At 57.9% G+C, this 25,685-nt stretch carries 23 protein-coding genes; 10 read left to right on the top strand and 13 right to left on the bottom strand.

What is annotated here, in order from left to right; translation table 11 throughout:
* The first annotated feature begins 192 nt into the window (after positions 1-192).
* A complete protein-coding gene (gene feaR / locus V6944_RS21375) occupies positions 193-1,101 on the top strand; it encodes a transcriptional regulator FeaR (RefSeq protein WP_333500429.1) in 909 nt (302 codons plus the stop codon).
* Between the two features lie 12 nt (positions 1,102-1,113).
* Here feaR and V6944_RS21370 read toward each other — a convergent pair whose 3' ends face one another.
* On the bottom strand, positions 1,114-1,335 hold the full coding sequence (locus tag V6944_RS21370) for a YgdI/YgdR family lipoprotein (protein WP_333500428.1): 222 nt from the start codon (positions 1,333-1,335) through the stop codon (positions 1,114-1,116).
* A 144-nt stretch (positions 1,336-1,479) separates the two neighbouring features.
* Complete coding sequence (yncE, locus tag V6944_RS21365) at positions 1,480-2,544, bottom strand: 7-bladed beta-propeller protein YncE (protein WP_333500427.1); 1,065 nt, start codon at positions 2,542-2,544, stop codon at positions 1,480-1,482.
* A gap of 257 nt (positions 2,545-2,801) precedes the next feature.
* On the opposite strand from yncE, the gene pqqU reads away from it, so the two are divergent.
* Complete coding sequence (gene pqqU / locus V6944_RS21360; protein ID WP_333500426.1) at positions 2,802-4,913, top strand: TonB-dependent receptor PqqU; 2,112 nt, start codon at positions 2,802-2,804, stop codon at positions 4,911-4,913.
* A gap of 49 nt (positions 4,914-4,962) precedes the next feature.
* On the opposite strand, the gene V6944_RS21355 is transcribed toward pqqU, so the two are convergent.
* Both V6944_RS21355 and V6944_RS21350 read right to left on the bottom strand, forming a co-directional pair.
* The gene (locus tag V6944_RS21355; protein ID WP_333500425.1) at positions 4,963-5,622 is read right to left on the bottom strand and encodes a GntR family transcriptional regulator; all 660 of its coding nucleotides are present in this window, start codon (positions 5,620-5,622) and stop codon (positions 4,963-4,965) included.
* Positions 5,623-5,795: 173 nt separating this feature from the next.
* Entirely contained in the window at positions 5,796-6,368 is a 573-nt protein-coding gene (locus V6944_RS21350; protein WP_333500424.1) for a helix-turn-helix domain-containing protein, read from the bottom strand.
* Between the two features lie 40 nt (positions 6,369-6,408).
* On the opposite strand from V6944_RS21350, the gene V6944_RS21345 reads away from it, so the two are divergent.
* Both V6944_RS21345 and V6944_RS21340 read left to right on the top strand, forming a co-directional pair.
* On the top strand, positions 6,409-6,927 hold the full coding sequence (locus V6944_RS21345; protein WP_333500423.1) for a GNAT family N-acetyltransferase: 519 nt from the start codon (positions 6,409-6,411) through the stop codon (positions 6,925-6,927).
* Positions 6,924-7,373 carry a DMT family transporter gene (locus V6944_RS21340; RefSeq protein ID WP_333497298.1) on the top strand — a complete coding sequence of 150 codons (450 nt, stop codon included), beginning with the start codon at positions 6,924-6,926 and terminating at the stop codon, positions 7,371-7,373. Before V6944_RS21345 ends, V6944_RS21340 begins: the two co-directional genes overlap by 4 nt.
* A 100-nt stretch (positions 7,374-7,473) precedes the next feature.
* On the opposite strand, the gene V6944_RS21335 is transcribed toward V6944_RS21340, so the two are convergent.
* Both V6944_RS21335 and V6944_RS21330 read right to left on the bottom strand, forming a co-directional pair.
* Positions 7,474-7,707, bottom strand: a complete 234-nt coding sequence (locus tag V6944_RS21335) for a DUF2526 family protein (RefSeq protein WP_185666226.1) — start codon at positions 7,705-7,707, stop codon at positions 7,474-7,476.
* Between the two features lie 9 nt (positions 7,708-7,716).
* A complete protein-coding gene (locus V6944_RS21330; RefSeq protein WP_333500422.1) occupies positions 7,717-9,324 on the bottom strand; it encodes an ABC transporter substrate-binding protein in 1,608 nt (535 codons plus the stop codon).
* Between the two features lie 299 nt (positions 9,325-9,623).
* On the opposite strand from V6944_RS21330, the gene V6944_RS21325 reads away from it, so the two are divergent.
* The 5 genes from V6944_RS21325 to V6944_RS21305 all read left to right on the top strand — a co-directional run bounded on the left by V6944_RS21325 (position 9,624) and on the right by V6944_RS21305 (position 18,181).
* Positions 9,624-9,998 carry a cell envelope integrity TolA C-terminal domain-containing protein gene (locus V6944_RS21325; RefSeq protein WP_333500421.1) on the top strand — a complete coding sequence of 125 codons (375 nt, stop codon included), beginning with the start codon at positions 9,624-9,626 and terminating at the stop codon, positions 9,996-9,998.
* 184 nt (positions 9,999-10,182) lie between these two features.
* Complete coding sequence (locus V6944_RS21320) at positions 10,183-11,511, top strand: SrfA family protein (RefSeq protein WP_333500420.1); 1,329 nt, start codon at positions 10,183-10,185, stop codon at positions 11,509-11,511.
* A gap of 3 nt (positions 11,512-11,514) precedes the next feature.
* A complete protein-coding gene (locus tag V6944_RS21315; protein ID WP_333500419.1) occupies positions 11,515-14,496 on the top strand; it encodes a virulence factor SrfB in 2,982 nt (993 codons plus the stop codon).
* Positions 14,493-16,616: a virulence factor SrfC family protein gene (locus V6944_RS21310; protein WP_333500418.1), complete on the top strand. Its 2,124-nt coding sequence runs from the start codon at positions 14,493-14,495 to the stop codon at positions 16,614-16,616. The genes V6944_RS21315 and V6944_RS21310 overlap by 4 nt, the downstream gene beginning before the upstream one ends.
* 131 nt (positions 16,617-16,747) lie before the next feature.
* Positions 16,748-18,181 (top strand): aldehyde dehydrogenase, encoded by a 1,434-nt coding sequence (locus V6944_RS21305; RefSeq protein WP_333500417.1) that lies wholly within the window; start codon positions 16,748-16,750, stop codon positions 18,179-18,181.
* A gap of 94 nt (positions 18,182-18,275) precedes the next feature.
* On the opposite strand, the gene V6944_RS21300 is transcribed toward V6944_RS21305, so the two are convergent.
* The 7 genes from V6944_RS21300 to V6944_RS21270 all read right to left on the bottom strand — a co-directional run bounded on the left by V6944_RS21300 (position 18,276) and on the right by V6944_RS21270 (position 24,666).
* Positions 18,276-19,523, bottom strand: coding sequence for a putative acyl-CoA thioester hydrolase (locus V6944_RS21300; RefSeq protein ID WP_333500416.1), 1,248 nt, complete (start codon positions 19,521-19,523; stop codon positions 18,276-18,278).
* A gap of 78 nt (positions 19,524-19,601) precedes the next feature.
* The gene (gene pcaC / locus V6944_RS21295; protein WP_333010866.1) at positions 19,602-19,991 is read right to left on the bottom strand and encodes a 4-carboxymuconolactone decarboxylase; all 390 of its coding nucleotides are present in this window, start codon (positions 19,989-19,991) and stop codon (positions 19,602-19,604) included.
* Positions 19,981-20,745, bottom strand: a complete 765-nt coding sequence (gene pcaD / locus V6944_RS21290; RefSeq protein ID WP_333500415.1) for a 3-oxoadipate enol-lactonase — start codon at positions 20,743-20,745, stop codon at positions 19,981-19,983. Before pcaD ends, pcaC begins: the two co-directional genes overlap by 11 nt.
* Positions 20,742-22,088 carry a 3-carboxy-cis,cis-muconate cycloisomerase gene (locus tag V6944_RS21285; protein WP_333500414.1) on the bottom strand — a complete coding sequence of 449 codons (1,347 nt, stop codon included), beginning with the start codon at positions 22,086-22,088 and terminating at the stop codon, positions 20,742-20,744. Before V6944_RS21285 ends, pcaD begins: the two co-directional genes overlap by 4 nt.
* A gap of 9 nt (positions 22,089-22,097) precedes the next feature.
* On the bottom strand, positions 22,098-23,300 hold the full coding sequence (gene pcaF / locus V6944_RS21280; protein ID WP_333500413.1) for a 3-oxoadipyl-CoA thiolase: 1,203 nt from the start codon (positions 23,298-23,300) through the stop codon (positions 22,098-22,100).
* A 9-nt stretch (positions 23,301-23,309) separates the two neighbouring features.
* On the bottom strand, positions 23,310-23,966 hold the full coding sequence (locus V6944_RS21275) for a 3-oxoacid CoA-transferase subunit B (RefSeq protein ID WP_333500444.1): 657 nt from the start codon (positions 23,964-23,966) through the stop codon (positions 23,310-23,312).
* A gap of 10 nt (positions 23,967-23,976) precedes the next feature.
* Entirely contained in the window at positions 23,977-24,666 is a 690-nt protein-coding gene (locus V6944_RS21270; RefSeq protein WP_333500412.1) for a 3-oxoacid CoA-transferase subunit A, read from the bottom strand.
* A 168-nt stretch (positions 24,667-24,834) separates the two neighbouring features.
* On the opposite strand from V6944_RS21270, the gene V6944_RS21265 reads away from it, so the two are divergent.
* Complete coding sequence (locus tag V6944_RS21265) at positions 24,835-25,644, top strand: IclR family transcriptional regulator domain-containing protein (protein WP_333500411.1); 810 nt, start codon at positions 24,835-24,837, stop codon at positions 25,642-25,644.
* Positions 25,645-25,685 lie beyond the last annotated feature (41 nt).

The raw sequence follows: 25,685 nt of genomic DNA, 5'->3' as shown, positions 1-25,685 counted from the left end.
GCGGGTCTGGAGAAGTCGCTTTCGTCTCTGTGACATTCGCTTTAGCGGCTGTGACAGAGACCGCAATTAGACAGATTGCTCTGGCAGAAATGTGCAACAGGTAATAGTTCTTTCATATATTCCCCCGCTAACCCTTGTTAAAGGCAACATAAATGCAACAATGCCAAAACATTTTCATTGCAGAGATGGCGTATGGCAGCGGTAAATGGCGGTGAGACCTATCAGGCGTGGCTGGCGAAAATCAATCAGGTGTGCGGCCATTTTGCCGCGCGTCCGTTGGAGGGCGACTTTCACGGTGAGATAGACACCAGCTATGCGGGCAGCCTCAAGCTCAGTACCGTCACCACCCGCAACGTCAATCTGTTCCGCACCCGTCAGGAGATACGCAGCGGCAACGATGCCTGGTTCTACACCGTGTTTCAGCTCGCCGGTCAGGCCGATATTGAGCAGGACGATCGTCAGGTTAAGCTGGAAACCGGCGATATGACGCTGATCGACGCCTCACGCCCCTGTTCTATCCTCTGGCAGCAAACCTCACGTCAGGTCTCGCTGTTACTACCCCGCCAACTGCTGGAAAATCAGCTGCGCGGCAGTGGAATTAGCGTTGCCACCCGTCTCGATAAGTCTCTGCCGATGGTCCAGCTTAGCCAGCGTTTGCTGCATGAGAGCATGAGCAGCCCGCAGCTTTCCGCTAGCGAGAGCGAAGCGGCGCTGGATGCCATGGTCTGCCTGCTGCGCCCGATGCTGCATCAGCAAGAGGTCGCCCCGTCCCGCCGCGAGAAGCAGTTTCAGAAGATTATGCTGCTGATTGATGACGCGATTCAGGAAGAGCATCTGCGCCCGGAGTGGCTCGCCGATGAAACCGGCATGTCGGTAAGAAGCCTGTACCGGCTGTTTGCCGATAAAGGTCTGGTGGTGGCGCAGTACATCAAAAACCGTCGTCTGGATCTCTGCGCGAAGGCGCTACAGAGCGCGCCGGACGACGAAAAGCTGGCCGGAATCGGCTATCGCTGGGGATTCAGCGACCACAGCCACTTCTCCACCGCCTTCAAACAGCGGTTTGGTATTTCGCCGGGCGAATACCGTAAGCGCGGTCGCTAAACGAAAATCAGATCAATTATCTTCCACCAGTTGTGACACATCGCTGCTGTTGATTTCGCGCGCGTTGCCGTCCTGATCGGTGTAGCTGGTCATGCCGGTCTCTTTATCGAGCTTCGGTTTCCCCTGCGTCACAATCGTCTGACCGCTTTTAGTGGTCATCACATAGTTAGTGGTACAGCCCGTCAGCGCCAGCAACATTGCCCCTGCGCACAGGAAATATAAAGACTTTTTCATGTTCTCTCCGTTCATTGTCCCCGCCAGCGGCAGAGTTGAGTCGACATATTGTATGCCTGATACAGAGAAATGGGGTATCGACGGGATGTAACAGAAGATAACGTGATGATTTCCGGGAGATCAACTGACCTCCCGGTTTGCCGCTTACAGCGCGATACGAATCACATCGTCAGGCGCAGTGGCCTCTTTCTGACGAGTCGATTCCTGCTTCACGCTGACGTAGAGCGTTTTACCGTCGGCGGAGAGCGTCAGGCTGTTCGGGAAGGTCGGGGTTTTGATGGTTTTGGTGACTTTATAGTCTTTCGCATCAATTACCGTCACGGTGCCCGCTTTACGCTGGGTCACGTAAACTTCGTTACGAGCCGGGTTAAACAACACGGCCAGCCCTTCCTGGGTATCCACCTTCGACAGCACTTTGCCGTCTTTCAGGTTTACCACCAGCAGTTCCGGCTGTTTGGAGTCGGTGATAAAGGCACGCTGACCGGCCTTATCCAGGCTGATGTTGATATAGAAGTGCTCTTTGCCATCGTCCTGCAGTTTCTGACGCGTCAGAATTTTGTTGCTCGCGGTGTCGATGGTGACCAGTTCGCCGTCGCCGTTGGTCACGTACAGGCGTTGTTTATCGGCGTCAACCGCCAGGCCAGTGCCAAAGGTGCCGGTACCGGTGATGGTGGTTTTCAACGTCAGCTTGTCGCCGTCGACAACCCAAACAGAGCTGCCGTCTTTGCCTATGCCGGTGATATAGACGGTATTGGTTTTCTCATCCACCGCCAGTTCACGCGGCTGCAGCGGCTTAACCGTTTCGCTACGCTCACGGCCATCCAGCACCAGACGGCCTTTCACATCGCCGGTTTTGGCGTCAATCGCGGTCACGGCACCGTTGATGGTGTTACCAAACCACAGGGTCTGGGTCTGGTTATTCAGCGTCGCGCCAAACGGTTTGAGATCGTTATGAATAACCTGCGTCACTTCCAGCGTAACCGGGTCGAGACGATAAACAATACCGCCCTTATCGGTCTTACGACTTTGTGAGGTGGCCAGCCACAGCGCATTTTCCTGCTGGCTGTAGGCCATTTCATATGCCCCTTTCCCGACCGCTTTACGCAGCATTTCATCTGCAGCATGCGCGCTAAAGCTCCCCGCCAGCAGGAAAGCACTCAGTAACAGAGAACGGCGCAGACGCGGCGCGGACGATTGACGTAATGACATGACGACTCCCTTTGATGAACGTAGTTTTTTCTGCTGCACATCGCTTCTGGCTCCGCAGCGTCGTAGCGCTACGTTTTGTAGATGCGAATAGTAATCATTAATTTATGTAAAGTGGAGCTTTTATTACGCTCAGCAACCAAATAGTTGCTATTTCATCACCGGAAATTAACGATTTATGCTGCTAAAGTTTTCAATATATTTACAAAAGTATTAACCTATTCGGGTCTGTTCCATTTGGTACATTTTGCGAGTTTTTCATGAAAATCATAACCGTACGCTCAGTAACGCTGCCAGCGCTGCTGTTGCCGCTTGTTTTTGCTCCTTTTTCCTGGGCCAATGATGAACAAACGTTAATCGTCACCGCCGCGCCGCAGGCGGTTTCCGAACTGGATACCCCCGCCGCCGTGAGTGTGGTCGATGGCGAAGATATGCGTCACGCCGCGCCGCAGGTTAACCTTTCTGAATCGTTGGGCGCCGTACCGGGCTTACAGGTGCAAAACCGCCAGAACTACGCGCAGGATCTCCAGCTCTCTATTCGCGGTTTTGGCTCCCGCTCGACCTTTGGCGTGCGCGGCATTCGTCTGTACGTTGACGGCATTCCAGCCACCATGCCCGACGGTCAGGGGCAAACCTCGAATATCGACATCGGCAGCGTCGATCACGTTGATGTGCTGCGCGGCCCCTTCTCTGTCCTCTACGGTAACGCCTCCGGCGGCGTGGTCAACGTCACCACCCAGAGCGGGAAGCAACCCACCACGATTGAAGCCAACAGCTATTACGGTAGCTACGGCACCTGGCACTACGGTATGAAGGCCAGCGGTGCGGTGGGCGACGGCACCCAGGCGGGCGATGTCGATTACACGGTATCGACGAATCGATTCACCACCCACGGTTACCGTGACCACAGCGCGGCGCGCAAGAACCTCGCCAATGCCAAGCTCGGCGTGCGGATTAACGATGCCAGCAAGCTGACGCTGCTGTTTAATACCGTTGATATTAAAGCCAACGATCCCGGCGGCCTGACCAAAAGTGAAATGGAAGCCGACCGCCAGCAGTCACCCCGCGGCGATCAGTACAACACACGCAAGAGCGTCAAGCAGACCCAGGCGGGCCTGCGTTATGAACGCCAGCTCAGCGAGCAGGACGACCTGAGCGTGATGATGTACGCAGGGGAACGCCAGACTACGCAGTATCAGTCGATCCCTTATGGGCCGCAGCTGAAACCAAGCCATTCCGGCGGCGTTATCGATCTCGATCGCCACTATCAGGGCATAGATACCCGCTGGACGCACCATGGCGAGCTGCTTATCCCGGTGACCTTCACCACCGGGCTGAACTACGAAAACATGAACGAGAAACGCCGGGGCTACGAAAACTACGTCATGAACGGCTCCACGCCGGAATACGGCGAGAAAGGCAATTTGCGCCGTAACGAGCGCAACCTGATGTGGAACCTCGACCCGTACCTGCAAACCCAGTGGCAGCTAACCGAAAAGCTGACTTTGGACGCAGGCGTGCGCTACAGCTCCGTGTGGTTTGACTCCAACGACCACTACGTCACCGCCGGCAACGGCGACAGCAGCGGCGATACCCGCTACCACGAATGGCTGCCTGCGGGATCGTTAAAGTACGCGATCACCGATGCCTGGAACGTGTATGCCAGCGTTGGCCGCGGCTTTGAAACGCCTACCATCAGCGAGCTTTCCTACCGTTCCGGTACGGCAAACGGGTTGAATCTGGATCTCAAGCCATCGACCAACGAGACCTATGAAATCGGCAGCAAAACGCGCATTGGCAACGGCCTGCTCAGCGCCGCGCTGTTCCAGACCGATACCACCAATGAGATCGTGACCGACAGCAATACCGACAGCCGAGCCAGCTATAAAAACGCCGGTAAAACCCGTCGTCAGGGTGCTGAATTGGCTATCGATCAGCAGTTTGCCGAAAACTGGCGCGCCAAAGCGGCCTGGACCTGGCTTAACGCCACCTACCGCAGCGACGTCTGCGGCGACGGCAGCTGTAACGGCAACCGCATCCCAGGCATCGCGCGCAATATGGGCTTCGCCTCGCTGGGCTATGAACCAGAAAGCGGCTGGTACGCGGGGGCTGACGTGCACTATATGGGCGATATTATGGCGAATGATGCCAACACCGCCCGCGCGCCGTCATGGACCGTCGTTGGCCTGAACACCGGCTACAAGTTCAACCTGAGCAACTGGACGCTGGACGTTTTCGGGCGCGTGGATAACCTGTTCGACCGCGAGTATGTTGGCTCGGTTATCGTTAACGAGTCCAACGGGCGCTACTACGAACCGGCACCGGGCCGTAATTACGGCGTCGGCGTGAATGTCGCATGGCGTTTTGAGTAATAAAAAAAACGTTTCCGGGGCACCCCGGAAACGTATTTTCAGAAAGGCGTTAATGGCGATACTGTTGTTTCAGGAAGGAGGTTGATTCGTCGATAATTTGCGATATTGCCGAATAACTCGCCGAGGCGTCTCTTTTTTCCAGCGCACTCAATAATGATTCATACACATTTTGATGCTGAAACGGTTCTACTGAATTTAAATATAAATAATGAAGACTCGGCCCCGCTCGCACCCATAATTGCTCAATCATCGTCACCAATGTTGGCATTTCCGCATAGTCGTAAATCTGAAAGCGAAATTGATAATTGGTCTGCAGCATACGGGTGACATCCCCTGCTGCCTTGGCCTCATGGAAAGTGTTAGAGAGGCGACTTAATTCCCCCATTCTTTCCTGGGTTATATTAATCGCGGCTGCGGCTGTCGCCATCCCTTCGAGATTTTTTCGAATCTGATTAATCTCAAGATACCCAGAATTGGTGAGCACCGGCACCATAAAAGCCTGCGCAGGCGCTGCCTGCAACGCCCCTGAGGAGACCAGTCGTAGCAGTGCTTCCCGCACCGGCGTAATACTGATCCCCTGATTCACGGCAATTTCTCGCGTGACTAACCGTGCGCCAGGTTTTAACGCCCCGACAACCAGCGCATTCTTGATGTTATTCTCAATTTGTTGCGTCAAACTGATACGTTGTGCTTTAGCAAAATCCAGCATAATTATTATAACTCCGCGCTTTTATTTACCCAGACTATTTATAATTAATAGCTAGCGTTTTATTTTTTGCGCAGAAAATACGATATATATTTTTCACTCGCGTAGCTTTAAGCAATAATTAATAGAGTATTAACCGGCGGTAAACAATACGCTCGGGCCGCTCCCGGCCTGGATTAGAGCGGCACGTTGAGTCTGACAACCAGATAAGTACAGGGTTTGCCGCTATCGTTGATAAAGCGGCAGTCGTTTGGCGGCCCAAGCTCGAGACAATCTCCGGTCTGCATGCGGTGCGCGGTATCGCCCTCCATAAACAGCAGCTCGCCGTCCTGCACCCACAACAGCTGGCGCGCCATCGCGTAGGCCGACGCGGGCATCGGAATGTCGCTGCCCGCTGGAAGTTCAATCTGTACCAGATCAACCGGCAGTTCACCACGCGGGGAAACGTGACGGCGCAGGTAGTGGGTTTGCGGGTCGTGCCAGACCGGCTGGTCAGCAAAACGCAGCAGCTTCCCTTCCTGCATCTCCGCGCGGGCAATCAGCGTCGACATGCTGATACCGAAAGCGCCCGAAAGCCGCGCCAGCAGCGCCGCCGTGGGGCTGCTTTCGCCACGTTCAATTTTGTGGATCATCGCCCGGGAGACGCCCGCACGTTCGGCCAGATCGCTCAGCGACCAGCTGCGCGACTCGCGCTCAATGCGAATTCTTGCACCGATCCGTTGATTTAAGTTGTCTTCAATAGTATTCATATCGTAATAATATAGTGAACAACACTCAGGGTGCAACTCCATGTCTATTCGTTTTGCTACAAAAGAAGACTGCGCCGCCATTGCGGCAATCTACAACCATGCAGTGGTACATACCGCCGCTATCTGGAACGACAAAACCGTCGATACCGATAACCGCATCGCCTGGTTTGAAGCCCGCCAGTTGGGACACTTCCCGGTGCTGGTGAGCGAAGAGAACGGTAGCGTAACCGGCTACGCTTCCTACGGCGACTGGCGCAACTTTGATGGTTTCCGCCACACCGTCGAGCACTCGGTCTACGTCCATCCGGAACACCAGGGTAAAGGGCTGGGCAATATTCTGCTTGGTGCGCTGATTGAAGAGGCCCGTTGTCGCGGTAAGCACGTGATGGTGGCCGGTATTGAAGCACAGAACCACGCGTCGCTGCATCTGCACGAGAAGCACGGTTTTGTCACCACCGGGCAGATGCCGCAGGTCGGCACCAAGTTTGGCCGCTGGCTGGATCTCACCTTCATGCAGCTACAGCTTGATAACCGTAGCGATCCGGACGGACAGGCATGAATCAATCCCTCACGCTGACGTTCCTGATAGCCGCCGGCATCGGTCTGGTTATCCAGAACACGCTGATGGTGCGCATTACGCAGTCTGCCTCCACCATTCTGGTGGCAATGCTGCTGAACTCGCTGGTCGGCATTGTGCTGTTTGTCAGCATTTTGCTGATTAAACACGGGCTCGCGGGCGTGAGCGAGCTGGTGGCGACCATCAAATGGTGGACGTTGATCCCCGGCCTGCTGGGGTCGTTTTTCGTCTTTGCCAGCATCAGCGGTTATCAGTACGTGGGGGCGGCGACGACCATTGCGGTGCTGGTAGCGAGTCAGCTTATCGGTGGGTTGGTAATGGATGTCGTGAGAAGCCACGGCGTGCCCTGGCGGGCGCTGGTTGGGCCGGTGTGCGGCGCAGTGATGCTGATTGTCGGCGCGTGGCTGGTGGCGAAACGTCAGTTTTGATGCGGAGATTTCCCCGCGTCTCGTTGCTCGGCCGGGCTACCGGATGTCGTGAACAAACGTAGCCCGGCCAAGCGAAGCGCCGCCGGGAACCATGCCTGACTTAAAGAATCGTCCCACCGGAAGTAAGCTGCTCTTTACGCGCCTCTTCCTGCTCGCGCAGGTGCTGGCCATGATGAGAAATCGCCACGCGCAGGCGCTGCTGCTGAGTGAAACGATCTTCACGACTCAGCTCAGCATCATCGCTTAACACCACCAGCAATTCATTCATATGCGTAATCACGTTCTCTTGCACCGCGGCGTCCACGCGCGCGATGACCTCATCCAGATGTGACATATTCACTCCTTAATTAATTTTCACTTTCGAAAAATCGCTGCCCATCAGGCTAACGCTATAGCCGGTGATGTTGCTACGCGTGGCATAGAAGGTTTTGCCGTTCGCCAGCGCAATCCACGGCGCCTGCTGATAGAAAATCTCCTGCGCCTGACCGTAGAGCGCGGCACGCTTCGCCGGGTCGCTCACCACCAGGGCTTTTTTCACCAGGCCATCATACTCTTTATTGCACCAGCGCGCGGCGTTAGAGCCGGTTTTAATGCTGTCGCAGCCGAGCAGCGTATTAGCAAAGTTATCCGGGTCGCCGTTGTCCGACATCCAGCCGTACAGCGCGCTGTCGTGTTCACCCTTACGAATACCGGTGAGGTATTCACCCCATTCATAGCTGACGATCTTCGCTTTAATGCCCACTTTGGCCCAGTCGTTTTGGATCATTTCAGCAATGCGGCGCGAGTTGGGGTTATACGGACGCTGTACCGGCATTGACCATAGGGTCACTTCCGCGCCCTTCTCCAGCCCGGCCTGTTTCAGCAGCGCCTTCGCTTTTTCCGGATCGTAGCTGTAGTCTTTGAGATCTTTGTTATAGCCCATCATGTTCGGCGGAATCGGTGATTTCGCCACGGTGCCGGAGCCCATAAACACCGCGTTAACGATAGCCTGTTTGTCGGTAGCGTAGTTCAGCGCCTGACGCACCAGCACGTTATCAAACGGTTTTTTCTCGGTATTAAACGCCAGATAGCCGACGTTCAGCGCCTCAACGGCATGCAGCGTCAGATCTTTGTTGCCTTTAATAACATCAAACTGAACCGGTGACGGTGCCGGGATAATCTGACATTCGTTGGTTTGCAGCTTCGCCAGACGCGTTTCCACGTTCGGGGTGATAGCGAAGATCAGGTGTTTGGTCGGCACCTCGCCATCCCAGTAGTTCGGGTTCGCCAGGTAGCGAATCTGCGAATCGACTTTGTATTGCTGCAGCACGTAAGGACCGGTACCAATTGGCCAGTTGTCGACGTTTTCCGGGGTGCCTTTTTTCATCATCTGATCGGCATATTCCGCCGAGAGAATCGAGGCAAAATCCATTCCCCAATCGGCGAGGAACGCGGCGTTCGGTTCGCTCAGCACAAACTGTACGTGGTTATCATCAATCTTCTTCACCTCTTTAATCAGCTTATCGAGGCCCACATCGCTGAAGTACTCATAGTTGCCCTGCGACACCTTATGGTACGGGTGGTTAACGTCTTTCTGGCGCATCACCGAGAAGATCACGTCATCCGCGTTGAAATCACGCGTCGGTTTGAAGAATTTGTTGCTGTTGAACTTCACGCCTTGTCGCAGCGTGAAAGTATAGGTCAGGCCGTCCGGGGAGATGGTCCAGGCCGTTGCCAGAGAAGGAACCGGGGTATTTTTCACCGGATCAAAGTTGATCAGACGGTTATAGAGCACCTGCGAGCTGGCCACAAAAGAGGGGCCGGAGCTGGCAATCTGCGGGTTAAAGGATTCTGGCGATGCTTCGGAGCAGTAAACCAACGTGTCGGTGTTTGCCGCCATCGCGCCTGCCGGCAACAGCGCGCTGAATGCCAGCGCGAGGAGCGTTTTCCCTGTAGTGTTCCCTGTGATCATGGTTATAAGCCTTTCGATTTTATTATATGGACCGCTTAATAACAGCACAGGGGCAGATAACTGGCAAATAACCAAATCGCATAAATCATATTAAACGTTTTATTTTCAGTAGGTTAAATCGCATACAACGGTGTTTTTGTTGCCCCTCCCGGCGGATTGTATTGGTAGCAAATACAAGAAGATGCAAAGGTTTTGGGGAAGGCGTATGTCGCCAGAAACAACGATGTGTCACTATCTGGCGAGTTTAATCACAGTGGAGGCAAGCAGTGGGATTGTCTAAAAGAGTAAGGAACATGTTTATGCTGGCGGCAGTGGCGACTCTGGCTGCGGGCTGCGCGCCATTGCACCCTTCCGATTGCCATAAGACGACAGCACTGGGAAATTGCGGTTCTGGTCGCTGGGACGATCAGGATGAATGGGGGACGCAAGCGCGTGCCATCAGAGACGCAATCAATGCCGAGCTTGTTGAGCCTCAAAGCTGGAAAGGCAAAAAATGTCGGGTACATTTAGAATTTGAACAAGATGGTACGGTGACAAAGGTTTCAACAAGCTACGGCAATAAAGCCTATTGCGCAGCGCTAAAATCTGCCGCCCAGCGCGCGAAATTCCCGGCGTTCGCGACGCCGGCACTCTACCGGGATTTTCAAAAATCGCGTTTCGATATAACCGGTTAACCACATAACCGTTGGCCGGATAGGGCGTAACCGCCATCCGGCAACCACGCCCTACAGGCGCGATTTAGCTTAAGCCTAATCATTCAATGCCACGAGAATTACCCTATTTACCCCTCTCTTTCGCCGTTTGTTGCATTTGGCTTTGCGTAAAGTAATGACGTGAAGAAGTCTATGGGACAGGAACGTGGCAAAAACTCTTTTACGCAGTGGAAGTCTTGATGATTTCCAGGCCGTAGGCGGCGGCGGGCAAACCGTATTTCATTCTGCGCTTCAGGTGCGCGAAACCCTGCGTTTACGCAAACAGCTGGCGCTGGCCGATTGTCTGGCGATACCGCAGCTGAATGATGAAGGCGATCGCGTTGACTGGTATTCCCCAGTCGACGGCGAGATTATCGGCTGGAAAGCGGCCGACGAGGCTCAGCGCACCCGCGCGCTGCATTATTTAGAAGGCCTGCAGGAGAGCGCCCGCGCGCTCAGCAAAAAATGCCTGCAGTCGGAGAAAACCGCGCAGCAACTGTTCGGCGCGCTGCTGGAAAAATCACTGCAGTTCCCCGGCGAAAACCACCTGTTTCTGGTGGATGGCAAGCCGGTTATCAGCTTCTGGGGCTTTGTCAGCCTCAACGAAAGTGCCCGGGAAGATGCGCTCGACTGCCTGCGGTACGTTGAACCGGAGATAACAGAAGACGAGCCGGTCATTGACGTGGTGCCTGAGGTGGAAGAGCCGGAACCGGCAATCGTCACCTTTAGCGAAGCCGACGCCCCGCTAATCTCCGCCAACGAGCCGCTGATTAACGCCTATACGCTACCGGCGGAAGACGCTGAAGAGCCGCAGGCGCCGGAGCCTGTCACGGTTGCTGTCGCGCCAACAGCGCGCCGTCGGCGCTGGGTCTGGGGTCTGCCGCTGGCCGCCGCCGTCGCGGCAATGGCGATTGCCGTACCGTTAATGATCCCAAGCACCCAAGCCGAATCGGAACCCGTTACGCAGGCCACGCCCGCGCCTGCCCCCGTCGTGCTCAAAGGCCCCGCAATGCCGGTACTGATTAGCGACCTGCCACTGCACCAGGCGAGCGTGAAGGTTGAACCTGTCGCCGAGCCAGAAGAAAAACCGGTAGTGATCGCCGTGATCCCCAAAGATGCGATGGTGATGGACGCTGACCAGCTACGCGCCGGTACCACCCGCTTCCTCAATGGCACCTGGCGGGCGCAGATGGACGTCAGCGATGCTCATAGCGGCAAAGCACCCAGCCTACGCTATCAAATTCAGAATAACAAAGGCACCGCCCGCGTAGTGCGTGAAGGCAACATCGTCTGTAAAGCCGCGGTGTTCTCCGGCCTGCACCAGAACGGTGAGCTGATGATCAAAAGTCGCGGCAACGCGCAGTGCAGCGACGGCGCACGCTACCCGCTGCCGGAAATCAGCTGCAAGCCTGGCAACAGCAACGTTGCCGTCTGTACCGCACGGTTTGATGCTAAGACTGTTGTGCCGTTGACCTTTAAAAAGACGGGAGCCTAAGCCATGTTGGTCACCCTTTGCGATTACAAACAGAGCGTTACGCTGATTGCCAACAGCGGCGTGCAGTTCCTCGATTTCGGTCTCAGCCCGCAGGAGTCGCTGCAGCACGGGCGCTTCGTGCGCAAAACCGCCAACGGCCCGCTGCTGCGCCTGGATTATGATGTGGTAAACCAGCGCTATACGCTGCCTGGTGAACCCGGCCGCGCGCCAGAAGTGGTCAAACCCGAATCGACGCTCTCCCTGCACCACTCGCTGACGCTGCTCGACGGCGTCTGGCTGCCGCTGCCGTTCCTGCGCTTTAACCCGCCGCGCACCTTCGTGGAAGGGCCGGATAACTGGGCGCGCGTGCAGATACGAAAGCTGGCGGAACCGGACAGCGCGGGCAAAACCCACCGCGTAACGCTGGCGTTCGACAGCCAGATTAGCCCGGACGATGCCACGTCGCTCTCCCCGGTGGCGGGCGATCTGCTGAACGGCACCCGCTTTGCGCTGGCCTGGCGCGATATTGAAATTGCTGATTTCCTCGACCAGACCTGGATTGACGGCTGGCTGCGCGAAGTGTTCCAGCACGTCACCACCGCCCATGAGACCCGCAGCGAACGCGATATTGCCCAGGCGCTGCGCAGCTTTGAATATCAGGGACACTGGATGAACATCCTGGCGCTGCTCGGCGAACAGCTGACGGTGCCGGAAATTAAAATGGTCACCGCCACCCTTAGCACGCCCGCCATCCCGGTCGATTTAATTCTCGATGTGGGCAACACCCACACCTGCGGCGTGATCATTGAAGACCACGGCGACGCTAACGATGGCCTGCGCCAGACCGCCGAGCTGCAGGTGCGATCGCTTAGCGAGCCGCAGTACCTGAATGAACCGCTGTTTACCAGCCGGGTCGAGTTCTCGGAATCCCGCTTCGGCAAGCAGCACTTCTCGGTGGAAAGCGGGCGCGAAGACGCCTTTATCTGGCCTTCTCTGGTTCGCGTGGGCGATGAAGCGCGCAAGCTGGCGATGCAGCGCGCCGGCACCGAAGGCTACAGCGGCATCTCCAGCCCGCGTCGCTACCTATGGGATGAAACGCCGACGGTCCAGGATTGGCGCTTTAGCCAGATGAACAGCAAAACCCAGCGCGAACCTCTGGCGACCGCCTTCCCGCTGATGAACCTGATGAACGACGAAGGTCAGCCGCTGTTTACCCTGCCGCCGGACGAACGCATGCCGGTCTTCTCGCCGCAGTACAGCCGCAGCACCCTGATGACCCATATGCTCTGCGAACTGCTGGCACAGGCGCTGGGGCAGATCAACAGCGTGGCTACCCGTCTGCGCCTGGGCTTCCCGGCCTCGCCGCGCCAGCTGCGTACGCTGATCCTCACCCTGCCGTCGGCGATGCCGAAGCAGGAGCGCGAGATTTTCCGCCGCCGGATGTTTGAAGCTATCGCGCTGGTGTGGAAAGCGATGGGCTGGCACCCGCAGGACGACGATTTTGCCAACGTTCGTCTACAGGAAAAAAGCGTCGTGCCGATCCCGAAAATTCATATGGAGTGGGATGAAGCCAGCTGCGGTCAGTTGGTCTGGCTGTACAACGAAGCCATTTCCCATTTTGCCGGGCAGACCGAAGCGCTCTTCACCGCCATGGCGCGTCCGGACCGTCAACCGGAGGCTGGCGAAACGGCTGGTCGCACGCTGCGCATTGCCTCGCTGGATCTCGGCGGCGGCACCACCGATATGGCAATAGCCGAGTATCAACTGGACGATGGTATCGGCGGCAACGTCAAAATCACCCCACAATTGCTGTTCCGTGAAGGCTTTAAAATCGCCGGGGATGATGTGCTGCTGGATATTATTCAGCGCTGCATCCTCCCCGCGCTGCAAACCCAACTGCAAAAGTCCGGCGTCGCCGATGCGCAGGCGCTGATGGCCACACTGTTTGGCGATTCCGGGCGATTAGACACTCAGGCGGTGCTGCGCCAGCAGACCACCCTGCAGCTGTTTATGCCAATTGGCCACGCCATTCTCGCCGCCTGGGAGCAAAGCGACGTACAGGATCCGCTGGCCGGGCTGCACGCCACCTTTGGTGAGCTGTTATCGCAAACGCCAACCCGCAACGTGATGAACTACATCGGCCAGGCCATCGAGCATGCGCTGCCCGCCGGGAGCGCACCGTTTGATCTGCTCGCCGTGCCGCTGGAAGTGACCTTCAGCACCCTTCAGTCAGCAATGCTGGCAGGTGAATTTACCCTTGCTGGCCCGCTGCACGCCCTGTGTGAAGCCATTTCCCACTACAGCTGCGACGTGCTGCTGGTGACCGGGCGACCGGGCTGTCTACCGGGCGTTCAGGCGCTGATTCGTTATCTCCAGCCGGTACCGGTGAACCGCATGGTGTGGCTGGATAAATATCACGTTCACGAGTGGTATCCGTTCAGCCAGCAGGGCCGTATCGGTAACCCAAAATCAACCGCCGCCGTCGGCGCGATGTTGTGCAGCCTGGCGCTGGATCTCCGCCTGCCGCACTTCAACTTTAAGGCCGCGGATATCGGCGCCTACTCCACCGTGCGCTACCTCGGCGTGCTGGATAAAACCGTCAATACCCTGCGCGATGAGAACATCTGGTATCACGACCTTGACCTCGACAAGCCCGGCGCGAAGCTCGATGCCCGCCTGCATTTCCCGCTGCGCGGCAACGTCACCCTCGGCTTCCGTCAGCTCGCGAATACCCGCTGGCCCGCCACGCCGCTGTATACCCTGAGTATCAACTCGCCGGATCTGGCTCGTGCCATTGCCGGCGACGGCGTATTGCAGGTTCGCCTCAAGCTTCAGGGCGGCAGTAAACATGACGCACCGCAGTCGTTCGTGCTGAGCGATGCGTGGTTGCAGGACGGCACGCCGGTTTCGCCAGATGCCCTGACCCTGAAGCTAAATACGTTGGCCGACCGCCGTCATAGCGGCAGCCATTACTGGATTGATAGCGGGAGCGTATTCCTGAAATGACCACTGTAAATGCTGTAATGGACTGGCTTGCCACTGAGCGACACGCGCACCCGGCGCTGGATGATGACGCCGACGCATTGCTGATCCGCCTGCTGGCCCTCGACGCGCAACAGCAAACTCACCAGCAGGCGCTCACTTGCCGCGCCAGTATTGCGCTGTTCGGCCATTCGCAGCCCTCAAAGGCGCACCTGCTGCGTACGCTATGCGGCAGCGGCGAAGGCCGTTTAACGGTGCAGAGCGGTAGCAAAACGCTCGACTATTTTAGCCATATCAATCCCGGCCATGGCCTGCCCCAAATGGCGTTGCGCTTTAGTCGCGACCAGTCCACGCCGGATGATGCCTTCCCGCTGCGCCTGAAATTGATACGCGAAGCAGAGCTGGTGCAGCTGTTTATCGCTCATGCCTGGCAGCGCGGTGATATTCGCCCGCCGGACAGCAGCGTGATTGCCGAGCGTCTGCGCGGTTGGCAGAGCCTACGCCAGCCGCAGCCGGTGCCGGGGCTAACCGCCACCGATATCGCCGCCATCAGCCGCTTCTGGCGCGATACCTTACCGGGCAACTATCAGCAGATTGACGATGCATTGTGGTATCAGTTTGCGCATCTGCTGCCGTCGCTGGATCTCAGCGCCCGCGCCCGCGCCTGGTCACTGCTCTGGGGCGAACAGCAGGAGCTGACTCAGCAGTGGCTGACGCTCGCGCACACGCTGCATCAACTCGGCAATCGCCGGGAAGTCATGGCGCCGCTGAGCTTGCTGGTGGATGCTTTTACTCTGCCGATGGACGCCTTTTTAACGCCGGGCGGCGAAAGCGACGATGCGGTGCTGGTACACCCGCTGACTCGCGATGGCTACCAGAATGCGGTGAGCGTTCCGATAACCACGCTGGCGCAACTCACTTTGGAACTGGTGCTCAGTACCGAACATGGCGTGCTGGATAACGTAGATATCATCGACATTCCCGTACCGCCGCTGGTTGATGAAGCGCCGCTGTGGACCAGCAAATGTCGCTGGCTGCTCGACTACTATCGCCAGCAGCAGCAGCCGGATATCCTGCTCACCTGCAACGCCACGGCGCAGCGCAGTGCGATCCCCTCTTCTGCTAAAACTCTGCTGCGTTGGGTGAATGAAACCCAGCCAGTGCAGGAGAACAAGCTGCCGGGGCTGGTGTGGGCGATTACGCCAGAGGACGATCGTTTTATCCACAAACGTCATTTCGATGAAGCCATTCAGCAGTTAGTCGGTAAACCGGGTCAGCACTGGGGCACGCTGCAGGCACTGGATCACAGCAGCTTGCAGCGCCTGATCGAGTGGCTGTCGCAGGCATCACAGCCGGAATTACGTCAGCGTCGCTTTGCGGCCATCAGTAGCGCCCGTCAGCAGCAGCTGCGAACGCTATGCCAGCCGCTGCTGGCGTCTGCGCAGCCGGATAAAGCGCGGGTCGAGGCGATGATCCGCGAGCTGCAAACCCACGCGGCCCGCCACGGCGAGCTGCTGGAAAGTCTGTTACCTGAGCTGGCGGCATTTGATGCGTTATGCCAGGTGCAGCAGCAGCATGAAGAAAAAGTGAGCGGCCTGTTTAACGATGCGGTGGACCTGTTTGCCGCGCCGGAAACGGTCGCATCAACTCCGCTGACGCATCAGGATAATGGTTCGCAGGCCTATGCGCTGTGGTGTAAACACTTGCGTCAATGGAGTCGCCAGCCGCACGCACATTTCAGCAGCGACACCCAGCAACAGTTAGCCCTGTCCCTGCTCATCGCCAGCCAGCGTCTGTCGCTGGCTCAGCAGCTACGACGCGCCAGCACCGGGCAGCAAGCCGGTGCGGCCCAGCTTCGCGCAATTATCGGCAACTTTATCAACTGGCTGGGTTATGCCGAACAGCCAGTGGCGCAGCGCCCGGCCAGCCGCATTGCGAAAGGCAGCGCTATTTTCGTGCAACCCACAGCGGCATCCCGTACGCGTTTGACCCAGCTTGGCGAACAACCGGTACACGCCGCCACCCGCTACGTCTATGACTGGCTGGTCGCACTTTACGCCCGTAGCACCGAACCAGGCGAAGCCGTCAATCTTCTGGCGTTGCGCGATGATGCGCAGCAACGGCTGCATACGCTTCTCAGGTAACCCTCGGCGGCACAAGGATGTGAACCGCTCTCAAAAGCTGAAAAAAAGCGTGCGAAATCCGCCCGATGGATATTCAACCTGCCCACGCCTCTTTACACTCGATGGATAACCCGAGTCGATAAGAGGCTGTCATGACCATCACCTGTACCCTGTATATTCACGGCGAAGCGTGCGCGGCGCAAAACGCTGCCACCTTTACCCGTCTGAATCCGGTGACTCAAACCGTTGCCAGCGTCGCGCCCGCCGCCACGTTGACCGATGCCACCCGCACCGCCGATGCCGCCGCCGCGGCGTTCCCGCAGTGGCGCGATACGCCTCCCGGTGAACGTCGTCGTTTGCTGTTGGCCGCCGCCGATGAGCTGGAAAAACGCCACGAGCAGTTTGTCGCCACCATGAATGCCGAAACGGGCGCTACGCCGCAGTGGGCCGGGTTTAACGTGCACCTCGGGGCTGATATTCTGCGCGAAGCCGCGGCGTTAACGACGCAGATCGACGGTCAGGTAATCCCATCGAACATTCCCGGCAATCTGGCGATGGCCACCCGTCAGGGCGCTGGCGTCGTGCTCGGCATGGCGCCGTGGAACGCACCGATTATTCTGGCGGTACGCGCCATCGCCACGCCGCTTGCCTGCGGCAATACGGTGATCCTCAAAGGTTCTGAACTCTCACCCGCCACCCAAGGACTGATTATCGATTCACTGGCGGTGGCGGGCTTCCCGGCGGGGGTGGTGAACTATCTGACCTGCGCCCCGCAGGATGCGCCCGCGCTGGTCGAAAGTTTAATTGCCCACCCCGGCGTGCGGCGGATTAACTTCACCGGTTCGACGCCGGTTGGCCGCCTCATTGCGCAGACCTGCGCTAAATACCTCAAACCCGTTGTCCTGGAACTGGGTGGTAAAGCGCCGCTGCTGGTGCTGGATGACGCCGATATCGACCAGGCCGCCGCCGGGGCAACCTTTGGTGCGTTCGCGAACGCCGGGCAGATTTGCATGTCGACCGAACGCATTATCGTTGAACAGGCGATTGCCGAGCCGTTTATTGCCGCACTGGTTAATCGGGTGAACGGCTTGCCAGACGGGCTGTTAGGGTCGGTGGTCGATAAGAAAACCGTGGATCGCTGCAATGCGCTGATTGACGACGCGCTGGCGCACGGCGCAACGCTGCTGACCGGTGGGAAAGCGGATTCAACGTTGATGTCGGCGACGCTGCTGGACGGCGTTACGCCAGCAATGCGCCTCTGGCATGAAGAGTCTTTCGGCCCGGTAAAAGCAGTGATCCGCGCAATCGACGAACAGGATGCGCTGCGGATTGCCAACGATAGCGCTTACGGCTTATCGTCGGCGGTCTACAGCCGCGATACCGCCCGGGCGTGGAACGTGGCACAAAATCTGCAAACCGGGATCTGCCACATTAACGGTCCGACGGTGCACGATGAAGCGCAGATGCCGTTCGGCGGCACCAAAGATTCCGGGTACGGTCGCTTTGGTGGACGTGCGGGGATCCATGAGTTTACTGAGCTGCGCTGGGTTACGATGCAGACGCAGCCGCGACGGTTACCTTTCTGACCCGCTGCGATCTCGGCGGCGCTTCGCTTGGCCGGGCTACATATTCGCGATGTAGCCCGGACGAGGCGCAGCCGACTCCGGGGAGGCACCGGCTCTACTTCTCCCAGTGCGTATTCCACTCCCACAAGCGGTTGAAATTCACGTCGTTAAGCTGCCGTGAACTCTCCGCATTCGCCTTATACGGCCTCGCCGTGGTGGCCGCCGCGCCCCACGGCGACAGCGCGTCGTAGCCGCTATCAACGGTGCTATCGACAATCAACGCCTGCCCATTCGCCGTTTTGCCCGCCAGGTAACCCGTTTTCCCTGCCCCTTGATCCCACGCGCGGCCAAGCTTGGCCTTAAACGTACCTTTATATCCGTCGTCGGTGGTAAAACGGCTGTTCTTCACCAAGAATCCGTACGGGTTATCCGGCAGCGTATTGGGGGCCAGTACGTAGGCTTCCGGCGAGCGGCGGCTGGATACCGTGTGGAAATGCACCCGGTCGAACACCACGTTGGCGCGACCAAATACATAGTCCACATCTCCTTCAACGTAGCTGTCCTGCACCAGAACGCGATAAAGACGATCGGTCAGCGCATCGTTGTGACGGTCGCTGATATTGAGATACAGCGTATCCTGACGCCCCAGCAGACGAACGCGCTGGAGCTGAATGCGATCGCCATCGGTGCGCAGCGCCACGCCCTGATGGGTACCGCCGTCAACCGTGTCCAGCAGGCTGTTGGCAATCGTCAGGTTATAGAGTTGCAAATCATGGCTTTGCGCCCAGAATACGGCGGCGCAGTTAGTGCCTATCAGCGCGCTGGTTCTGCCAGCACAAAGCGCGTACTGATAATAGGCCGGGGAGCTCGGCGGATAGCGGTTGGCGTTGACGATGTCACGGTATTTTGCCGGGCTAAACTGCGAGTCCAGCGCGAACTCAATACGCACCGCGTCGGCCTGTTTACCGGTACCAAAAAGGGTGATGGGCGGGGCATCGTCAGGGATATAAACCGTGCCGCTATAAACACCGGGATCGATTCGGATATAGAGACGCTCGTGGCCTTTGTGCTGGGCGATGGCGGCATCAATCGCCTGCTGAATATCGCTAAAAGGCGCGCCGGACTTTGCTACCCGCCACGGAGTATCGTTATCGGGAACGATGGGCTTGGGCTGCCAGGCGCCCTGGAGATGGTTGAGCATTCCACCGCGAGCAAAGTAGTTTTCAGCGGTATAGGCGGAAGCTTCCTGCGCCGTCAACTGTGGCCGGGTTGTGGTGCCGGTTGACGAGGAAGCGACGCAGCCCTGTAGCACCAGCGGCATACAGAGCAGCGTCGACATCCCTGGGTAACGTAGTCTTGTCATCGGTTCTCCATTAACAATGTTAAACAGAAAAGGATTACCGATAATAATGGAACTGCGTTTTATTTTTTCACTGCACGATCACGCTTTCTCCGCGTCAATCTCATCAAACACCTGCTGAGCCAGATGCATGGTGGCATTTGCTGCGGGCAGCCCGCAGTAAAGCGCCGAATGCATAATCAACTCTTTCAACTCATCGCGGGTGACGCCGTTATTAAACGACGCACGCAGATGCATTTTCAGTTCGGCTTCGCGGTTCAGCGCAATCAGCATCGCGATGGTTATCATACTGCGCGTGTGGTGATCCAGCCCCGGACGGGTCCAGGTTTCACCCCAGGCGTAGCGCGTGATAAAGTCCTGAAACTCTTCGTTCAACGGTGAGAGTTTCGCCACGGTGCGGTCAACATGGGCATCGCCCAGCACTTTACGTCGTACCGCCATCCCCTGCTGATAACGTTCGTTATCCGCCATGATTCCTCCGTAAAAACGCCACCAGCGCGGCGTTAAATTCGTCGCTGGCTTCAATATTTGAGAGATGCGAAGCCGGGAGTTCGACCTGGAATGCGCCGTCTATTTGCTGATGCAGATAGTCGGCATCATCCACGGTGGTGACCGGGTCATGCTCACCGGCGATGATCAGCATTGGCAGGGTAATCGCTGCCACTTCAGCCCGCAGATCCGCCGCCGCGAGCGCATCGCAGCACTCGGCGTAACCTTCGGCTTCAGACTCAGCCAGTTGATGGCAAAGCTGTTCAACGACCGCTGGCTGATGCTGACGAAACGCCGGGGTGAACCAGCGATCGGCGGAACCGGCAGCCACTACGCCCATTCCTTCACTGCGCACGGTGCGCGCACGGGAGAGCCAGCCCGCTTGTTCGCCAATCTTCGCGGCAGTGTTCGCCACCGCAATAGCGTCAAAACGTTCCGGCGCAAAGCGCGCCAGCCACAGCCCGGTCAGGCCGCCCATTGAAATGCCGCAGAAGCTGGCACGGTCGATATTCAGGTGTTCGAGCAGCGAAATAACGTCTTCCCCAAGTTGTGACAGCGTCACTTTTCCGCGTTTGGTTGTTTGCCCGTGACCGTGCGTATCGTAGCGCAGTACGCGGAAGTATTCGGTCAGCGCAGGCATTTGCGCGTCCCACATGGAGAGCGTGGTGCCCAGTGAGTTTGATAACACCAGTACCGGTGCCTTTTCCGGTCCGTCGAGGCGATAATGGATATTCATGTCCCTAACTCCTGAAAGCGCGCCAATACCTGGCGCACAAAGTGGTCCGCGCTACCGACAGCGTTTGCCGGGTCCAGTAGCTGCGTAAGTTGCTCTGGGGAAAGATGCTGGCTCACCAGCGGATCGTTTTCCAGCAGCGGTCGTAACGGGCAATCAAGCGCAATCGCCCGGTGGCAAATCGTTTCAATCAAATGGTGGGCATCGGCTTTACCAAGATGCGCCGCCAGCGCCTGGGTGACCGATTCCGCCATCACCAGGCCATGGGTGAGATGCAGGTTATCACGCATTTTTTGCGTATTAACCTGCATCCCTTTTACCAGATATTCGCTGTTTTCCAGCACCCCGCCCACCAGCATTATCAGCTGCGGCAACGTTTCCCATTCCGCCTGCCAGCCGCCCAGCGCGCGTTCGTGCTGTTGGATCTGACTGACATACAACGTTGCCATCAGCCCCGGGACTCTGGTCGCCGCGGCCAGAATCGCGGCGCAGCTGACCGGGTTACGTTTATGCGGCATCGCGGAGGACCCCCCGCGCCCTTCGGCTATCGGCTCGCTCACTTCCGCCACTTCCGTTTGCATCATTAAAGCAAAGTCGTTGGCAAATTTACCCAGCGTCCCGCACAGCCCGGCGTACCAACCCGCCAGTTCAATCAGGCGATCGCGCTGGCTATGCCACGGCGTATCGGGAAGCGTCAGGTTCAGTTCAGCAGCCAGGGCCAGTGCGACCTCCGGCCCCTTCTCTTTTAGCGATGCCAGCGTGCCCGCTGCGCCACCGAACTGCAGCGACAGCACGCGCGGACGCATTTGCACCAGCCGTTCCTGCCAGCGCAGCAGCGCATCCAGCGTACCCGCCAGCTTCAGTCCGTAGGTGATGGGCAGCGCATGCTGCATCCAGGTGCGCCCCGGCAGCAGCGTGTGCTGATGATGCGTAACCTGTTCCGCCAGCACACGGATCAGTCGCGCTAGCCGTGTCTCGGTTTCTCGAAGCGCCTGCAGAAGCTGGAGCATCAAACCCGTATCAATGGCATCCTGGCTGGTCGCGCCCCAATGGACGTAACGTGCCGCCTCCGGGTCAGCGATTTTCACCCGCTGGGTAAGCTGTTTGACCAATGGGATCGCCAGATTACCCGCGCTTGCTGCCGAAGTAGCCAGCGCCGGAAGGTCGATAAGCGATGCCCGGCAGGCAGCGGCAATCGGTGCCACCGCCGCAGCCGGGATCACGCCGCAGCGCGCCTGCACCGTCGCCAACGCGGCTTCAAAATCCAGCATCCCCTGAACGAGGCGTTCATCGCTGAACATGTCCGTTAATGCTTCAGTGCGCAATAGCGGGGTCAACACACTCATTCCAGCTCCTTATACGCGTTCAATAATCAGCGCGATCCCCTGGCCTACACCGATACACATGGTGCAGAGCGCATAACGCCCGCCGGTACGACGCAGCTGGTAGGCGGCCGTCATCGCCAGTCGCCCGCCCGACGCCCCCAACGGATGGCCCAGCGCAATCGCCCCGCCGTGCGGGTTAACGTGCGCGGCATCGTCCGGCAGCCCTAAATCACGCAGTACCGCCAACGCCTGCGCGGCGAAGGCTTCATTCAACTCGATAACATCCATCTGCGCCAGCGTTAACCCCGTTTGCGCCAGGACTTTACGCACTGCCGGTGCCGGGCCAAAGCCCATGATGCGCGGCGCCACCCCGGCAGTGGCGATCCCCACTACCCGCGCCAGCGGTTGGAGATCGTTCTGCGCCATCGCCAGTTCACTGGCCAGCAGCAGCGCGCAGGCCCCGTCGTTAACGCCGGAGGCGTTGCCCGCCGTGACCGTCGCATCCGGGCGCACTACGCCTCTTAATTTTGCCAGCGCCTCAAGCGAGGTGCTGCGCGGGTGCTCATCCTGGCTAAAAATCAGCGGTTCGCCTTTGCGCTGCGGGATATGCACCGGGACTAGCTCATCATTAAATACGCCGTTGGCCTGCGCCAGCGCGGTACGCTGCTGGCTACGCAGGGCAAACGCGTCCTGATCCGCGCGCGCAATAGCGAAATCAATCGCCACGTTCTCCGCCGTTTCCGGCATGGAGTCCACGCCGTAGCGGGCTTTCATCTGGCTATTAATAAAGCGCCAGCCGATGGTGGTATCTTCCATTTTCATGCTGCGGCTGTAGGCGCTTTCCGCTTTGCCCATCACAAACGGCGCGCGCGACATGCTTTCTACACCGCCGGCAACCATCAACTGCGTTTCGCCGCTCTTAATCGCCCGCGCTGCCACGCCGATGGCGTCCAGGCTGGAGCCGCAAAGACGGTTAATGGTGGTACCCGGTACCGTTTCCGGCAGCCCGGCCAGCAGCAGTGCCATGCGTGCGACGTTACGGTTATCTTCACCCGCCTGGTTGGCGCAGCCGTAAATCACATCGTCGATACGAGCCGGATCAAGCCCCGGGTTTCGTTCAAGAAGCGCTTTCAGCGGCAGGGCCGCAAGATCGTCCGCGCGGACGCTTGCCAGAGTACCACCAAAACGACCGAACGGAGTGCGTACCGCGTCGCAGATAAATGCTTGATTCATCATTGTTCCTTAAGCGATTTCCGCTACGGCGTTATAGGAAAGCGTTACCGGGGTCATTCGCTGCAATTCTTCAAAAGAGAGACCGTTAAAGATTTCACGCACCACTGGACCGCTGGCGGTAATGTCGATCACTGCCAGGTCGGTATAGATGCGGCTCACGCAGCCTACGCCGGTCAACGGATAGGTGCAGTGCTCAACCAGCTTGCACTCACCGTCGCGCGTGAGGTGGTCCATCATCACAAAGACCTGACGCGCGCCAACGGCTAAGTCCATCGCGCCGCCTACCGCAGGAATCGAGTCCGGCGCACCGGTACTCCAGTTGGCGAGATCGCCCTGCGCAGAAACCTGATAGGCACCCAGCACACAGATATCGAGGTGGCCGCCGCGCATCATGGCGAACGAGTCGCCGTGGTGGAAGTAGCAACCGCCCTGCAGTAAGGTAACGAACTCTTTACCAGCGTTAATCAATTCCGGGTCTTCTTCCCCCGGCTCGGGCTTCGGCCCCATGCCCAGCAGGCCGTTTTCGCTGTGCAGAAAGACTTCTTTATCCGTTGGCAGGTAGTTGGCGATGCGCGTCGGCAAGCCGATGCCTAAATTGACGTAGGCCCCTTCCGGGATATCCTGCGCCACACGTTTAGCCATATCGTCACGAGAGAGTTTTTGCATCATGGGCTCCTTAGGCGCGCTGTGCCTGGACGTTGAGGTTTTCCAGCGAGAAAACGCGCTGCACAAAAATACCGGGCGTGACGACGTTCTCCGGGTCCAGTTCTCCCAGCGCCACTAAATGGGTCACTTCAGCAATCGTTGTTTTTGCCGCGGTAGCCATGATCGGCCCAAAGTTACGCGCCGCTTTGCGATACACCAGGTTGCCCCAGCGGTCGCCCTGATGGGCTTTAATCAGCGCAAAATCTGCTTTAATCGGGTACTCCAGCACATAGTGGCGACCGTCGATTTCCCGCGTCTCTTTGCCTTCCGCCAGCGGCGTGCCGTAGCCCGTCGGGGTGAAAATTGCCCCAAGCCCGGCGCCTGCGGCCTGAATGCGTGCCGCCAGGTTGCCCTGCGGTACCAGCTCAAGCTCCACTTTGCCACGGCGGTAGAGATCATCAAAAATCTGCGAATCGACCTGGCGTGGGAATGAACAGATCATCTTGCGCACGCGTCCGGCTTTCAGCAGCGCCGCGAGGCCAATTTCACCGTTACCGGCGTTATTGTTGATGATGGTCAGGTCGCGTGCGCCCTGCTCAATCAACGCATCAATCAGCTGCGTCGGCTGTCCGGCGGGCCCAAAGCCGCCAATCATTATTGTCGCCCCGTCGTGGATACCCGCAACGGCATCGGTCAGCGTCGACACACTTTTATCGATCATCAGGTTGCTCCTTGGTGTGCGGTTATCGCACTTATATTCGTTGTTCGCACAAAATGTGACCCGCTTAACGATGCGGGTCAAGGGCGATAATCGAAATATGGTGCGATTATCGAACATCGTGTATGTTTAGCTGAAGAATGTGATCGGCTGCATAAACGGAGAGAAAAAGTGGAGAAACATCCAGACGATATTTTGACGGGCGACAACAGCGAACCGTTTAAAGGCGACCCGAACTTTATGGCGTCGCTGGCGCGCGGGCTGGAGGTGATTCAGGCCTTCACGCCGCAGCGCCGGGTGCTGTCGATTTCACAAATCAGCCAGAAGACGGGCATTCCGCGTGCTGCGGTGCGCCGCTGCTTGTATACGCTGGGCAAGCTCGGGTTTGTCTATGCGGAAGACGGCAAAAACTTTCAGCTGCGCCCGCGGATTTTATCCCTCGGCCACGCGTGGTTAGCCTCTACGCCGCTGGCGCGTTCGGCGCAGCCGGTGCTGCGTCATTTGAGTGAAATGCTCAATGAGTCCTGCTCTATCGCGACCCTCGATGGCGACGATATCCTGTATATCGCCCGCGCCTCCAGCTCGCGCATTATGACTATCGATCTCGATATCGGCAGCCGCCTGCCCGCCTGGTCAACCTCGATGGGACGCGTACTGCTGAGCTATCAGCCTGAAGAGAAGCTTAACGACATGCTGGCGCGCATCACCATGATTCGCTATACCCCGCAGACCATTTCATCCGTTGCCAAACTGCGCAGCGAGCTGAAGGCGGTTCGTCAGCAGGGATATGCGTTAAACGACCAGGAGTTAGAGATGGGCCTCCGTTCACTGGCGGTGCCGCTGTTTAATCCGCAAGGGCACGTGGAGGCGGCGCTGAACGTCGGCGTGCATGCCGGGCAGGTTTCCGCCGCTGAGTTGTTGGAACGAGTGTTGCCAGAGTTGCAAAAAGCGGCTTCTGAGCTGAGTTTGCTGCTGCGCTAACGGTTGCAGCAAGTCTAAATTTGAGCTAAATTTAGTTCGAT

This window comes from Kluyvera sp. CHPC 1.2972 (assembly GCF_036759925.1).
Classification (GTDB): Bacteria; Pseudomonadota; Gammaproteobacteria; order Enterobacterales; family Enterobacteriaceae; genus Kluyvera.
Note: the sequence above shows the minus strand (reverse complement) of the source record. Positions and strands in the feature narration are given on the sequence as shown.